Annotated in this window: 14 protein-coding genes; all 14 read right to left on the bottom strand. The window is 50.0% G+C overall.

What is annotated here, in order from left to right; all coding sequences use genetic code 11:
* Positions 1 to 30: 30 nt before the first annotated feature.
* The 14 genes from msrC to RIC05_RS17100 all read right to left on the bottom strand — a co-directional run bounded on the left by msrC (position 31) and on the right by RIC05_RS17100 (position 15,020).
* Positions 31 to 501, bottom strand: coding sequence for a free L-methionine (R)-S-oxide reductase MsrC (msrC, locus tag RIC05_RS17165; RefSeq protein ID WP_350045832.1), 471 nt, complete (start codon positions 499 to 501; stop codon positions 31 to 33).
* Between the two features lie 143 nt (positions 502 to 644).
* Positions 645 to 1,715 carry a sn-glycerol-3-phosphate import ATP-binding protein UgpC gene (locus tag RIC05_RS17160; protein WP_350045831.1) on the bottom strand — a complete coding sequence of 357 codons (1,071 nt, stop codon included), beginning with the start codon at positions 1,713 to 1,715 and terminating at the stop codon, positions 645 to 647.
* Positions 1,716 to 1,771: 56 nt separating this feature from the next.
* Entirely contained in the window at positions 1,772 to 2,626 is an 855-nt protein-coding gene (gene ugpE, locus RIC05_RS17155) for a sn-glycerol-3-phosphate ABC transporter permease UgpE (protein ID WP_350045830.1), read from the bottom strand.
* Between the two features lie 9 nt (positions 2,627 to 2,635).
* Positions 2,636 to 3,514, bottom strand: a complete 879-nt coding sequence (locus RIC05_RS17150) for an ABC transporter permease (protein WP_350045829.1) — start codon at positions 3,512 to 3,514, stop codon at positions 2,636 to 2,638.
* Positions 3,515 to 3,596: 82 nt separating this feature from the next.
* Positions 3,597 to 4,895 carry an extracellular solute-binding protein gene (locus tag RIC05_RS17145; protein WP_350045828.1) on the bottom strand — a complete coding sequence of 433 codons (1,299 nt, stop codon included), beginning with the start codon at positions 4,893 to 4,895 and terminating at the stop codon, positions 3,597 to 3,599.
* A 433-nt stretch (positions 4,896 to 5,328) separates the two neighbouring features.
* Positions 5,329 to 6,186 (bottom strand): ABC transporter permease, encoded by an 858-nt coding sequence (locus RIC05_RS17140; RefSeq protein WP_350045827.1) that lies wholly within the window; start codon positions 6,184 to 6,186, stop codon positions 5,329 to 5,331.
* A 10-nt stretch (positions 6,187 to 6,196) separates the two neighbouring features.
* Complete coding sequence (locus tag RIC05_RS17135) at positions 6,197 to 7,078, bottom strand: ABC transporter permease (RefSeq protein ID WP_350045826.1); 882 nt, start codon at positions 7,076 to 7,078, stop codon at positions 6,197 to 6,199.
* A complete protein-coding gene (locus RIC05_RS17130) occupies positions 7,075 to 8,184 on the bottom strand; it encodes an ABC transporter ATP-binding protein (RefSeq protein WP_350045825.1) in 1,110 nt (369 codons plus the stop codon). The genes RIC05_RS17135 and RIC05_RS17130 overlap by 4 nt, the downstream gene beginning before the upstream one ends.
* Positions 8,185 to 8,308: 124 nt before the next feature.
* Positions 8,309 to 9,400 (bottom strand): extracellular solute-binding protein, encoded by a 1,092-nt coding sequence (locus RIC05_RS17125; protein ID WP_350045824.1) that lies wholly within the window; start codon positions 9,398 to 9,400, stop codon positions 8,309 to 8,311.
* 302 nt (positions 9,401 to 9,702) lie between these two features.
* Positions 9,703 to 10,821, bottom strand: a complete 1,119-nt coding sequence (locus tag RIC05_RS17120) for an ABC transporter ATP-binding protein (protein WP_350045823.1) — start codon at positions 10,819 to 10,821, stop codon at positions 9,703 to 9,705.
* Positions 10,822 to 10,848: 27 nt separating this feature from the next.
* Positions 10,849 to 11,697 carry a carbohydrate ABC transporter permease gene (locus RIC05_RS17115; protein WP_350044319.1) on the bottom strand — a complete coding sequence of 283 codons (849 nt, stop codon included), beginning with the start codon at positions 11,695 to 11,697 and terminating at the stop codon, positions 10,849 to 10,851.
* A 12-nt stretch (positions 11,698 to 11,709) separates the two neighbouring features.
* Entirely contained in the window at positions 11,710 to 12,648 is a 939-nt protein-coding gene (locus tag RIC05_RS17110) for a carbohydrate ABC transporter permease (protein ID WP_350044320.1), read from the bottom strand.
* A gap of 175 nt (positions 12,649 to 12,823) precedes the next feature.
* Positions 12,824 to 14,086 carry an ABC transporter substrate-binding protein gene (locus RIC05_RS17105; RefSeq protein ID WP_350045822.1) on the bottom strand — a complete coding sequence of 421 codons (1,263 nt, stop codon included), beginning with the start codon at positions 14,084 to 14,086 and terminating at the stop codon, positions 12,824 to 12,826.
* Between the two features lie 46 nt (positions 14,087 to 14,132).
* The gene (locus tag RIC05_RS17100; RefSeq protein WP_350045821.1) at positions 14,133 to 15,020 is read right to left on the bottom strand and encodes an N-acetylmuramic acid 6-phosphate etherase; all 888 of its coding nucleotides are present in this window, start codon (positions 15,018 to 15,020) and stop codon (positions 14,133 to 14,135) included.
* Positions 15,021 to 15,038 lie beyond the last annotated feature (18 nt).

Below are 15,038 nucleotides of genomic sequence, written 5' to 3'. Positions count from 1 at the left end.
CCCTGAATGACCAAGGCTTGTGAATTATCATTACGCAAAAATGCGCTGCATTAAAGTTTCAAGTGAAACGCGATCCGTTTCATCAAACGAGCCATGCTCGACACTATCGATATCAAGCACAGCAATCAATTGTCCATCGCCATTGATCACTGGAACGACGATCTCGGAATTTGTGCGGCTGTCGCAGGCAATATGCCCCGGAAAGGCATGAACATCTGCAACAAGCTGAGTTTCAAGCGTCGATGCCGCGGCACCACAGACACCACGACCAAACGGAATACGAAGGCATCCGAGCGTACCCTGATACGGGCCGACAACCAATTCGTTTTCTTTTGCAGGATCAACAACATAAAATCCGGTCCAGAAGTAGTAATCAAACTTTTCGGACAAGATACAGGCAACTGTTGCCATCAAAGCGGTGACGTTGGTTTCCCCTTCGGTGATGCTAACCAGTTCTTTTATGGCATCGGCGTAAAGGGATTTCTTCAGTTCTGCCTGCACGGTATTCTCCTTGATCTGTGAGATACGAACTACCCCGTTCGTACAGTCGGAGACAAGGGTAAATTCACCCTATCGTCAAAACAAAAAACACCTCTGACGAAATATGCCCGTCAGAGGTGTTGTGATCTGTTCGATTAAAGCAGTTAGATACGTTTGCCGCTATCAACATCGAATAAGTGAATTTTATCGGCCGCAACTGAAAGACACAGCTTTTCATCCTTGGCAAACTGATGGGTCCCCTGAACGCGCAACGTCACATTATCGGCATTCGCCCCGAAATCGAGATATGCCAACGTCTCCGCACCCAAGGATTCCACCATCCGAACCCCGGCTTTTATGCGCCCCACATCTGCGTCAACTAGTGTCAGATGTTCTGGCCGGATACCCACCGTGACAGTCCGACCGGCTTCAACATCATGGTCAAGATCAAGCTTGACGCCATCACCCACCGTAACGTGGCTTCGATCATCGGCAACTTTGCCGGTCAGGAAGTTCATTGCCGGGGATCCGATGAAACCAGCAACAAACTTGGTCGCTGGTTTTTCGTAAATTTCAATCGGACTTCCGATCTGCTCGGCCACACCGCCATTCATGACAATCAGACGGTCAGCCAATGTCATGGCTTCGACCTGATCGTGCGTTACATAAACTGATGTAATGCCAAGGCGCTGCTGAAGGTTCTTGATTTCCAGCCGCATATCAACGCGCAGCTTGGCATCCAGATTTGAAAGTGGTTCGTCAAACAAGAAGACCTTTGGTTGACGCACAATTGCTCGCCCCATCGCGACACGTTGGCGTTGACCACCGGAAAGTTGTCCCGGTTTGCGTTCAAGCAGATCATCAAGCTGTAAGACACGCGCAGCTTCACGCACCTTGCCGTCAATTTCGGACTTGCTATACCCCCGGTTTCGCAGGCCATAGGCCATATTGTTATAGTTGTTCATATGCGGATAAAGCGCATAGTTCTGGAAAACCATGGCAATATCGCGATCAGCTGGCGCGACCTTATTGACGACCCTGTCATCAATGCTGATTTCGCCACTTGAAATGCCTTCAAGACCCGCGATCATGCGGAGCAAGGTGGATTTTCCACAGCCCGATGGGCCGACAAGAACGGTGAATTCCCCGTGGTCAATTGCAAGGTCAATCCCGTGGATCGCCTTATAGCCGTTCGGGTAAGTTTTTTCGGCCTGATGAATGGTAACAGTTGCCATCTTAGTATCCTGTATGCGGACAAGTTATTTTCAATTCGACAGATCAAGGGGCGAGATTATTTCTCTGTCTCGACCAGTCCCTTGACGAACATGCGCTGGAAAACGACCACGACGAGAACCGGCGGAATGGTTGCCATGATTGTTAATGCGAATGCCTTGGGGAATTGCGGTATCTGCCCGCCTTCATAGAGCGAGTTATAAACCTGCTTGATCCCGATCACGATGGTGTAAAGCTGATCATCTGTGGTCATCAAAAGCGGCCATAGATACTGGTTCCAGCCAACGACAAACATGATGATAAAGATCGCAGCAATCATTGTGACGGACAGCGGCACCAAGATGTCGATGAAGAACCGAATGGGCCCTGCCCCGTCCAGACGCGCGGCTTCCAGTAATTCATCTGGCACCGAACGATAAAACTGCCGGAAGAAGAAAGTGCCGGTTGCCGAGGCAATTAACGGCAAAATCAAACCCGTATAGGTGTTGAGCAACCCGAGCCCGGCCACGACTTCGTAGGATGGCACAATGCGCACTTCAAGCGGCAGCAAAAGGGTCGAGAAAATCACCCAAAATAGCGGCACAGCCAGTTTGAAGCGGAAATAGACAATCGCGTATGCCGCCATCATCGAAATGATGACTTTGCCAATAGCAAACCCAAGTCCAAGCACCATGCTGTTAAACAGCATTTCCAGTGCCGTGACCCTGCCTTTGGTCGCACTTGGATCAAATAAAATTGCGCCATAGTTCTCGAAGAAATGATCTCCAGGCCAAAATTGCAGGCCATTCTGGAAGATGTGTTCCGGGGTATAAGAAGAAGACGAGAACGCAATCCATACCGGCATGATCATAAAGAGCGCGCCAAGGATCAGAATTGCGTGATTGGTCAAGATACGCCAGTTCGACTGATACATAACGGCCCCCTAGTAATGAACTTTGCGTTCGATGAAACGGAACTGGAACACGGTCAGAACACTGACCATAATCATCAGCAAAACCGACTGGGCAGAACTGCCGCCCAAATCCGCACCGAGGAAACCATCAACATAGACCTTATAAACCAGCGTCGCGGTTGAACCGCCTGGCGATCCTTTGGTCGAGACATCGATGATGCCAAACGTTTCAAAGAAGGCGTATGTCAGGTTGATGACCAGCAAGAAGAAGGTCGTAGGCGCCAACAACGGGAAAGTAATTGTCCAGAAACGGCGTTCAGCACTTTTGCAATCAAGTGTTGCGGCTTCCTGTACTGATTTTGGAATACCCTGAAGCCCGGACAGGAAGAAGATGAAGTTCACACTGACCTGTTTCCAAACCGCAATAAGGATGACGACAAAGGATGCGTCATTGGCGTTTTCAATGTGATTGAATTCAAAGCCAAAGCTGTTGAAGGCAAAATATAGATCCCCCATCAGAGGATTGAACAGCATACTACCCAAAAGGCCCGCGACGGGCGGTGCAATCGCATAGCCCCACATCAAAAGCGTTTTATAGGATTTTGCCCCCCGGACCACTTCATCAGCACGCACAGCCAAAAACAGCGATATCGTGATTGAAAGAACTGAAACCAGGACAGAAAATAAAACGGTAAAAATGGCAGATCGCGACCAGGAACTGCTTGATAGGACATCTTCGAAATTGCGGAACCAGACAAATTGCGAAGACATGCCAAATGCATCTTCAAGCAAAAAGGACTGGTAAAGCGCCTGAGCGGCTGGCCACAGGAAGAATATGGAAATAATCAAAATTTGGGGTGCAATAAAAAGATAGGGCACCGCGCTATGTTCAAATTGTACGCGTTTCATCGCCTACGCCACCTTAAAACAAGTCCGGAAAATGCAAAACAGGGCGACCAACAAGGGCCGCCCCGCATTTGCGAAAAGCAAATTAGTTCGAATAGGTGTCGTTGAAACGTTTCAGAAGACCGTTTGCTTCTTCTTCGATCGTTGCGAACGCAGCATCAACGGTTTCTTCGCCGTTCATGATTTTGTCGACTTCACGATAGATAACTTCACGGATCTGAACATAGAAACCAAGGCGATAGCCTTTGGTCCACTCGCCACCTTCTTCGGAAAGCTGCGTGATGCCAACTTCTGCATCCGGGCTTTCGTTGTAGTAGCCGTCTTTTTTCGCCAGCTCATAAGCAGCCGTGGTGATCGGCACGTAACCGGTTTCTTTGTGCCAGTAATACTGGGTTTCCGGTTTGGTCAGGAATTTGAAGAATTCGGCAACACCGGCATCTTCCTCGGCATCATGACCGGCAAAGGCGAACAGAGATGCACCACCGATGAAGGTCGATTTCGGCGCATCACCAACACCTTTCCAGTAAGGAAGGGTCGAAGTGCCAAAATCAAACTGTGCCGATTTACGCAGGCCACCGAAGGAGCCCGATGAACCGATCCACATCGCTACGTTCTGCTGAACGAATGCATCCTGGTTCGCACCCCATGCACGGCCGTAATAACCGTAATAACCTTCGTCTTTCCAGGCTTTGACATGTTCCCAGTGGTCTTTCAGCGCTTCGTTGTTGTACAGAATTTCAACATCCGTGCCGTCATAACCATTATTGCCCGTCGCCATCTGAAGGTTGTGGCGCGACATGAAGTTCTCAAAGAAGATCCACGGGCTGTGCGACTGTGCAAGTGCGGTGTAGCCAGCTTCTTTCAGCTTCGGCGCAGCAGCTTCGAATTCCTGCCAGGTTTTCGGAACATCAACACCGGCTTTGGCCAAGGCGTCTTTGTTGTAATACAGAAGCGGGGTCGAGCTGTTGAACGGCATGCCGATCATTTTGCCGTCAGAATCGGCATAGAAGTAACGAACACCCGGGATGTATTCATTGATGTCAAATTTGACATTGTTGGCTTCAAGCAGGTCCTGAACCGGCTTAACCGCACCCTTTGCGTTGATGATGGTAGCTGCACCGGCATCAAAAATCTGAATGATGTTTGGCTGGTTTTTCGCGCGGAAAGCAGCGATACCTGCGGTCATGGTGTCTTCGTAGCCACCCTTGTTAATGGCAACAAGGTGATATTCGGACTGGCTGGCATTAAAGTCAGCAGTGATTTGATCAACTACGCCGCCAAGTGCGCCGTCCATTGCGTGCCACCAAGTGATCTCGGTTGCTGCTTCTGCGGTGTTGCCAAGGGCAAACACGGCGGCTGCAGCCATCAGAGTTTTGCGAAACATGATCTGTTAGCTCCCAAATAAAAAACATCTGCGTTAAACCGCCTGTTGTTCGGTTCAGCGCAACGCATTCGTTTTCTGTCGAGAACCCTGTTTCCTCAAGTGACAGTTTTCGGAAATTTACTTTTCGAACGCGAAAAGGATCAATATTGATATTGTTGCCGTGCCGTTTGATCATAATCCGCGACCTATTTCTGTTCATCTGAACATGAAATAAGTGGCGGATTTATCGATATTTTTCACTCAGACCTTAAGCATCTACTTTGCAGGGCACATTCAACATATTGTTAATTATGATATTTTTGTTTCTATAATGTGACATCGCAAGAAAACAAACGTCTGAAGGCAACCGCCTTTAATCCACGCAGTCACGAAAAAGGGTGGCATTCCTGCCACCCTTCGCAAATGTTCGTTTGTGAAGTTATAGTTCTTGCGACTAGCTCTTTTTGTCGCGCTGAACGAAGACCGACAATAATGCCAACCCGCCAGACACAACCATCAACAACAGTGACAATGCGTTCAATACCGGCGTTGATCCTTGTTTGAGGCGGTCAAACATTGCGATTGTTAAAGGCGCATCTGAACCAACCAACATCAAGGTCGTGTTAAAGTTTTCAAACGACATCAAAAAGGCAACGATTCCCGCCCCGACCAATGCAGGCTTCAGGAATGGTATTGTGATCGTCCAAAGTGCTGCCCGCCGTGTGGCGCCAAGGTTGAGTGCCGCCTCCTCAAGGCTTAGATCAAACTTTCGCAAGCGTGCTGATATCACCAGAGTCGTAATCGTCGTGATGAAGGCGAATTGGCCAATGATCACAAGGAACAATCCCGGCCGCAGGAATTCAATATCCCAACCAAGGGTCTCCTCAACACCATTGGCGATGGCATTGGAAAACACCAGAATTGAAATGCCCAGAATGACGCCTGGAATCACCAAGGGTGATAGTGAGACGATATACAGCAGGTTCTTGCCGGGAAAATGGCTGCGCTCGAACAAAAACGCGTTACAGGTCCCAACCGTCACGGACAGAACCGTTACCCAAAAGGCCACAAACGCCGACACACCAACACTTTCAAGCAACTTACTGTCATTGAAAATCCCAATGTAAGGGCCCTCATCGCCAAAGAACCAGGCAAGAGTGCCGCCTTCCCATGGCATGGACGGGAACAGGCTGTCATTGAATGCAAACACGCCGACGACGATCAAAGGTGCACTTAGATAGATAAAGAAGATCGTGATGTAGCCAGCATAAAGACCCTTGTAGAACTTGGGCTGTGGAATACTTGGAATCATAATGCGCCCCCTAGCCCACGGTTTCTGAAAGTGTCTGCTTACTCAGCTTCAAGCCAATCCACACAATCGCGGATGACAGAACGAGCAACAGGAAGCCAAATGCCGAACCAGATTCCCAGTTAAAGCGCGTAATAAATTGCGTATAGATTTGCTCGGTAAACCACAGACTGTCTTTTCCGCCCAAAAGGTTCGGTGTCAGGTAATTCCCCAAGGTCAGCATGAACACAACGATGCACCCCGAAGCGATGCCCGGCATGGCATGGGGAATAACGATATCACGCGTTACGGTAAAGGCATTGCCACCAAGGTCATATCCGGCCTCAATCAAGCTATCATCAAGGCTATCAAGTACGGAGACCAAAGGAACAACCATGAACAGCATCGAGGTATAAACAAGCCCGACCATGATGGCGGCATCGTTATAAAGCATCTCGACCGGGCCAGAAGCGATCCCTGCCCACTGCAAAAAATTACTGATCACCCCGCTTTCACGCAGAAGGATCATCCAGCCGAATGTCCGAACAAGTTCGGACACCCAAAAAGGGATCAAACACAACAAAAACAGAGCGTTCTTACCTTTGCCGCGCATGACTTTGGCAATGTAATACGACACAGGAAAACCAATCACAAACGTTAGGAATGTCGCAAAAATCGACATAACCGCAGTACGAACATAGGTATTCCAATAAAGTGGTTCGGCGAAGAATTCGGTATAATTGATCAGGCTGAACTCATACTTTCCATACGAAATGCGTTCGCGCATTGAAACCAGAAACAGATCGATATGTGGCAGGATGACCAACAGGAAAAGCCATAACAACAATGGCAATGCCAGCAAAAGCAAACCAAAGCGAAATGTGTTTCTTCCTGTTACAGAAGCCGTATTGCTCATGCCCCTGCTCCATTGCCATTCGAAGCAAAGCAGCGGGTTTGCGCGACACTCCAAGATAAGTTGATTTCATCGCCCGCTTTGACCGATGCAAAATCACCTGTCTGCGGTAAAGCGACCGTCATTTCATGTCCGGTTGTGTTTTCTCGAACCTGAAGACTGCTGGCGGCACCGTTAAACAGGACATTTTCAACCTTTGCCGATAGTCGGTTATCAGACGAACCTGATCCATCAATGGCGATTGCTTCCGGACGGACAAAGACATCCACCGACTGTCCGTCACTCAAATCAATGCTGGTATCGCGTTGGGCAATGACTTTGCCGCCGTTTGCCAGATTGATCTCCACCTGATTGCCATTGCCACCGTGTACGGTGCCGCTCCAGCGATTACTTTCCCCGACAAACCCTGCGACGAAAGCCGTTTTCGGGTTGTAATAAAGATCCTGTGGCGCCCCCACCTGTTCAAATCGACCGGCATTCATCACGGCAACCTGATCAGACATGACCAAGGCTTCGGACTGATCATGAGTGATATAGACAAATGTTGTCCCGATTTCGTGCTGCAGTTGTTTGAGTTCGACTTTCATATGTTCGCGCAACTTCAAATCCAACGCACCTAACGGTTCGTCAAGCAGTAACACGGCAGGATCCAGCACAAGACAGCGCGCAATTGCAATGCGTTGCTTTTGCCCACCAGAAAGCTGACTGATCTGTTTTGGGCCGGAATCGGGTAAACCAACCCGTGCCAGTGTTTCACAGACTTTTTGCGCAATGGTGGTCTTATCAATACCGCGACGTTTCAGGCCATATGCGACATTCTCGGCAACGTTCATCATTGGAAACAGGGCTAGATGCTGAAACACCATGTTTACCGGGCGACGGTTTGGTGGAACTCCAAGGACCGATGATCCCTTGATCAGGATGTCACCCGATGTTGGCGCCTGAAAACCGGCAAGCATCCGAAGGAGTGTGGTTTTTCCACAGCCGCTTGGTCCAAGGATGGAAAAGAAAGACCCTTTGGGGATGGCCAGTGAAATGTCATTCACAGCGGTGAAGTCGTCAAAATTTTTGACCACATTGCGGCATTCAAGGTCAAATTGGTCAGCCATAGGAGCCCTGTTCACGTTATTTTTGTCAGTGGAGCCAGTTAAATGGCATGCTTCATACTGCAAAGCAGAATGTCCCCGGCATGAATTCACGCCGGGGACAAAAGGTGTTTAAAAACACGTATGCTTAGTTTGACTGTGCGGCTTTCACACGGTCAAGCGTCTTGCCTTCAAGAACTTCAAGGCCTGCCGGAACGGTCGGATACCATTTGATGTTATCCAGATCGGCGGGCGGGAAACTGCCCTGGAACTGAGCTTTCAGTGTGTCATCTGCGAATTCATCAGCACCTTTCGATGCCGTGAAGTTGCCTGCATTTGCCGTAATTTTAGCAGCGATTTCTGGCTGCATGACAAAGTTGATCCACTGATAAGCGGCATCTTCATTTTTGGTTTTACGCGGAAGAACAAAGGTATCGATCCAACCAAGGGCACCGGATTTCGGGGCGACAAAGGTGATATCGGCATTGTCATTGTTCAGCTTCCAACCGCCGGTATCCCAAGCCATGGCAGCAACAACTTCACCTGAACGCACCAGGTTGAGCAGCGCATCGCCACCTTCCCAATAGGTTTTGACGTTCGCTTTGCACTCAATCAGCTTGGCTTCAACCGCATCAAGGATTTCCTGATACTTGGCTTCGTCACCATATGCTGCGAACGGATCAAGACCCATTGAGTAGGCAAACCCAATCAAGGTCGGACGTTTCAAACGGTAAGAAACCTTACCAGCCACATCTGCTGCACAAAGATCGGTGTAATCGGCAACGTTTGCTGCCTTTGTTTTATCAACGATCAGGCCGCTGGTACCCCATACATGCGGAACACCGTAAACTTCGCCATCAACCGTGGTATTGGCTTTGGTCGCAGCCAGCATCGATGCGATGAATTTTGCGCTGTCAATTTTCGACAGGTCCATCGGCTTGTAAATACCGTATTCAAGCTGAGCACCGGCAATACGGTCCTGTGACGGCTGTGCAAGATCAAATCCGCCGCCACCGGTGGCGCGGAGTTTAGAGATCATGTCTTCGTTGTTAGACAACGTAACTTCGACATCGATGCCGGTTTCTTTTTCGAACTGTTCAACAACTTCATCAGGGGCATAGCCACCCCAGGTCAACAGGCGAAGCTCATCAGCCTGTGCAGCCGAAACAAGTGAAACCATTCCTGCAATTGCCGTAAGACCGAGCAAGGAACCACGCAATGCGCCGTGTTTTTTAGACATTTTGAATCCTCGTAATGAACGTGATGGCATTTCCCGATAACCGGCATGATGCTTTCGCAGCATTTGATGAAATCCGGCATAGGTATCATCGCAAACTATTTCTGTTGATACGAAAGAAAAGTCGAACATTTTTCTTTCTTTCGAACACTTCAAGTCCATTCTTGCGCCATCGCCCTGCCGACGGCAAGTTAAAGTTCTGCAACAGTTTTTCTGGTGGCAGCGCAGCAATTTTATGCACGAACGCAAAAAAGGCGCCCCAAAGGACGCCTTCTTCAAAAAATCGTATTAAAACGCTTAATCGGCTATTCTTCCGCGCTGAATTCAGAAGGGAAATTGACCTTGGTAAAGGCCTTTCCATCACTGTTAAACAGGTGTGCTGCGCCGGCTGGTGCAGAAGCCGTTACGGTTTCGCCGATTTTCACCCGACTGTGCCCCGGTGCACGCACCGTCACCCGGTCACCGTTGGCAAGCTTCAGATAGAGATAGGTGGAATCGCCAAGCTTTTCGACAACATCCACTTCCCCATTTACGGTCAAAGCCCCCTCTTCACCAAGGGCAAGATGTTCTGGGCGAACACCAAGTTCAACCTGTTTGCCAACAGCATCCGCCGGTACATCAAACGACAGAACGGATTTGATCCCACCGGGTACGGAAACGGTCACCTTGTCTTTTTCGACAGCATCAATGGTGACATTGGTGAAATTCATTGCAGGCGATCCGATGAAGCCCGCAACAAAACGGGTTTCCGGATGGTGATACAACTGCATCGGTGATCCGACCTGCTCAACATTGCCACCATTTAACACAACAATCTTGTCTGCCAAGGTCATGGCTTCGACCTGATCATGTGTGACATAGACAATGGTGGATTGCAGGTTTTGATGCAGCTTGGCAATTTCAATGCGGGTTTGAACACGCAATGCGGCGTCAAGGTTTGATAACGGCTCGTCAAACAGGAAGACCTTTGGTTGACGTACAATCGCACGCCCAATGGCGACGCGTTGCCGCTGACCACCGGATAGCTCGGACGGGCGACGATCAAGCAATTGATCAAGCTGCAGGATGCGGGCAGCTTCCCGCACACGGGCATCAATTGCCGCCTTGTCCTGTTTATCAAGCTTCAAGCCAAAGGCCATGTTCTTATAAACCGTCATATGCGGATAAAGCGCATAGGACTGAAACACCATGGCAATTCCGCGATCACGCGGGCTTTTGGCGTTCACCACCTCACCATCGATCATCAGATCGCCGCCGGTGATATCTTCCAACCCGGCAATAATGCGCAGCAACGTTGATTTGCCGCAGCCGGACGGGCCGACAAACACAACAAATTCACCGTCTTTCACATCCAGATCAATGCCGTGCAGTACATCAACGGCACCATAGCTTTTGCGGATCTGGTCAAGTTTCAAGTCAGCCATTTATTCAAAGCTCCTATCAGCCAACACTTACTTCACCGCGCCAGACGTCAGGCCGCGAATGAGTTGTCGGGAGAAAATCAGATAAAGGATCAGGATCGGAATGATTGCGAGGCTTAGCGACGCCAGAACGGCGTTCCAGTCGGTCACGTACTGCCCGATGAACTGCTGAACACCCAGCGTAATGGTCTGTTTTCCATCACCCGGGGCAAGGATCAACGGGAACCAAAGATCATTCCAGATCGGGATCATGGTAAAGACGGCGACAGTTGCAACAGCCGGACGGATCAGTGGCAAAATGATCGCAAAGAAGATTTTGAACTCCCCAACCCCGTCACAGCGTGCGGCTTCTTTCAAATCCTTGGGAATTTGATGCATGAATTCGGTGAGGATAAAGATCGCCAATGGCAATCCTTGCGCGACGTAAACCAGCACCAGCGCCGTCAACGTGTTGACCAACCCCAAATCAACAACAAGGTTCAAGATCGAAACGGAACCAAGTCGGATTGGGACCATGATGCCAATCGCAAGATAAAGTGCTAATGCCGTGCCGCCGGGGAATTTGTATTCCGACAATGCCCATGCTGCCATCGCAGCGAGCAAAAGCACGATCACGATGGTTACGATCGTAACTGTGAAGCTATTATAGAAAAACAGCTCGAAATTCGATTTCGCCAGCACCTTGGTAAAACCTTCAAGGCTGAAGGTTTCGGCATTTGGCAGCCCCATCGGATCCCGAAAGATCGCTTTACGGGTCTTGAAGGCGTTAATGACCACCAAAAATATCGGATAAAGCGCCACCAGCGTGTAGGTCAAAAGGATCGCATGCACGATCACGGCCCGACTGGCGTCTTCCCTGCGGATATTGGAAAAACTCATGACTGCCCCCGACTACAGCTGATAACGCGCCAGACGGCGCTGAATGGCGAACAGATAGAACAGAACGCCGGCCAGAATGATCAGGAACATCAATGATGCTACCGTCGCACCCAAATGCGGGTTGCCCAATTGAAGCTGATAACCAAAGAACGTCCGATAGAACAAAGTGCCCATAATATCGGTCGAGAAGTTCGGCCCGGCCAGTGCACCTTTTACAGCATATATCAGGTCAAAGGCGTTGAAATTGCCTACAAATGTCAAAATAGAAACCATTGCGACCGTCGGCAGTACCAGTGGCAGTTTGATATGGATGAAAACTTCAAAATGGGTTGCGCCATCAACGATTGCCGCATCCACCAGATCATCGGGTATTGCAAGCAAAGCTGCATAAATCAACATCAATGGAATACCGACCCACTGCCAGACAGAGATGAAGGATAACGTAATCAGCGCACTACCTTCTTTGCCAAGCCACGGGCCGAACAATGATTTTAGCCCGATGATATCAAGAAGGTCAGCACCGACACCCCAGACCGGGCTCAGGATCAGCTGCCAGATAAAGCCAACAATCACCACGGAAAGCATCGTCGGCATGATCATCATGGTGCGATAAGTATTGCGAAAACGCAGCTGCGGTAGGCTAAGGATACCCGCCAACGCAATGCCGATCGGGTTCTGGATCAACATATGAACAGCAAAGAACTTCATATTGTTCCAAAAACTGTTCCAGAAGGTTGCTGACCAATCAGGGTCCGCCAGAATGGTGCGATAGTTGTCCAATCCGACAAAAGCCGCCTCGCCGCCACTTGGCGTCGCATAGAAACTAAGACGGATGGAATCGAGCAACGGATAGATCATGAACAATGTGTAGATGATCGTTGCTGGAGCCAGAAAGGCAATCACAGGCAGTTTTGCCTTGCGCCAATCGGTCATGGGGCCGGAATGCGCCATACCTTATCCTGTATTTCCAAGAGTAAAAGGTTGAAGGCCTTTTCGCCTTCCGAATTCGGTGACCGCTTATTCGCGCCCGGCGGTCAATATGGTGACAGCTTGCTTTTTGCTGCACCTGCACGAGCATATAGTAAGGATGGCAGAAACCAGACGTCTCCGCCATCCTTTGAAGGTTTTACTGATGTGGTGCGTACCACTTCGCCAAACCAGCTTCAGCAGCACCTGCAGCCTCTTCTGGCGTCAGTGTGGCGTTGATGGTCTGAGCCGAAAGGTTCCACAGATCGTTTTCAAGGTTCGGTGTCCCGCGCGACAAGATCTGATACGAGTTACGAATGGTAGACTCGCATTCCTGACGCCAGCTTACGAACTCGCCTGCAACCGGATCGGTAACTTCGACTTTGTGGTTTGAAAGCGAGAAGAAGCCCGGCAGCGCATTGGAATAAAGCTCGGCAAATTCAGAACCGGTCATCCACTCAAGGAAGACTTTGGCTTCTGCTGCGTTTTCAGAATTTGCATTCAGGCCAAGTGCAATATCGGTATGGTCACTGATATAGCAGGTCTCGGCACCAGCAGGTGCAGGCGGCGGGAATGCGCCGAATGCAAAATCAGCTTGATTGTTGAACAACGAAATGTCCCAAGAACCAGCTGGATACACGGCCGCACGACCAAGCGAGAACAGGTTCTGGGCATCCGGATAGGAAATAGCTTCAAAGCCATCCGGCAAGTAGTTCGCCCACGTTGCCAATTCCTTGAAGGTATCAACATATGGCGCATCCGTGAATTTCGCGCTGCCGTCGATCAAGGCTTTACGACCTGCTTCACCAGCCCAATGGTTCGGACCGATATTCTGGAAGCCCATGGTGGCAGCTTCCCACTGATCAGCCGTTCCCATTGCCATCGGAATGTAGCTACCATCTTCCTTGATTTTATCAAGCGCAGCATAGAATTCTTCACTGGTTTTCGGAACTTCGACGCCAACTTCTTCAAAGGCTTCTTTGTTGTAGATGAAGCCATGAATTACAGAAGCCATTGGCAGGCAGAAGGTTGCAGAACCATCATCGGTCTGCCATGCAGATTTGGCAACATCAGAGAAATTGTCCATGCCTTTGAGATCGTCAAGAGCTGCAAGGTTGCCTTGCTTATAAAGCTCAAGCGATGCATCAAACGGACGGCAGGTGATCAGGTCGCCAGCAGTGCCACCGGCAAGCTTGGCATTGACCGACGCGTTATATTCGGTCGGCGGTGTCGGTTTGAACGACACGTTGATGTCCGGATGGGCTTCATTGAACGCCGGAATGATTTTTTCATTCCAGATATCAATATCATCGTTACGCCAGCTCTCAATAACGAGATCGCCAGCAGATGCCATCATTGGGACCAGGGCGACACTTGCCGCCAGGGCCCCGGCCAGGCCTTTTGCTAAGACTTTATTCGACATTTATGCCTCCTCTGATCAATGTCGGCGGACCGGCATCCTTTTGATGTCAGTCCCTGTACTCAAGAGCTGCCCGGAGATTTCCATTAGATAGCCCAAGAATTTTTTGCGCCCGTGCTGGCGTGTGGCCTTTGACCACAAGCACAGCAGGACGAATATCGAAGTCTGATTTTACCAGCGCATCTTTGGCCTGTTCTTCATTGCAAGATGCGATGCGGGCCACGATGCGGACAGCGCGATCACGCAGTTTTATATTTTCTGCGCGCATGCCGACCATCAAGTTATCAAACAAACGACCCAATTTGTTCATCACAAGGGTCGATAAGATGTTAAGCGCGGCCTTCTGTGCGGTTCCGGCCCCCATACGGGTTGAACCGGCAACAACTTCCGGAGAGCTATCAAGAAAAACGCCGCTTTCAGCAATTTTCAAAAGGCTCCCATCCGGATTGTTGCAAATACCCACCGTGAACGCGCCACGTTCGCGCGCAAGTTCGAGTGCGCGCAATGTATATGGCGTCATGCCACTTGCCGCGATGGCGATAATTGCGTCTTTGTCCGAGATATTGTGTTGGGAAATTTCACGCGCTGCGAGGTCGATATCGTCCTCGGCACTGTTAAATTCATTTGGCGCACTTTGCAGCCCGCCGGCCAGCATGACGATAGTGTGTTCTTCGGGCCAGCCAAATGTGCCACCAAGTTCCTTGGCATCTTGCCAGGCAACTGTACCAGACGTTCCGGCACCAACATAAACGAGACGCCCGCCGCCCCCCAGGCGACGTGCAATCCCATCAGCAGCTGTTGCCAGATCTTCCAAGACAGGACCCACCGAAGCAACAGCGCGCATTTGACCTTCCCACAAGGCCATAAGGAAATCGGCGTCGGACCATTGGTCCAACCCGGCAAATCGCGAATCAAAATCTTCTGTGCGTGATGCCATTTTTCCGTCTCCCTCACA

The sequence above is a fragment of the Thalassospira sp. genome, from assembly GCF_040218635.1.
Taxonomy (GTDB): Bacteria; Pseudomonadota; Alphaproteobacteria; order Rhodospirillales; family Thalassospiraceae; genus Thalassospira.
This window is presented reverse-complemented; position numbering and strand designations above follow the sequence as displayed.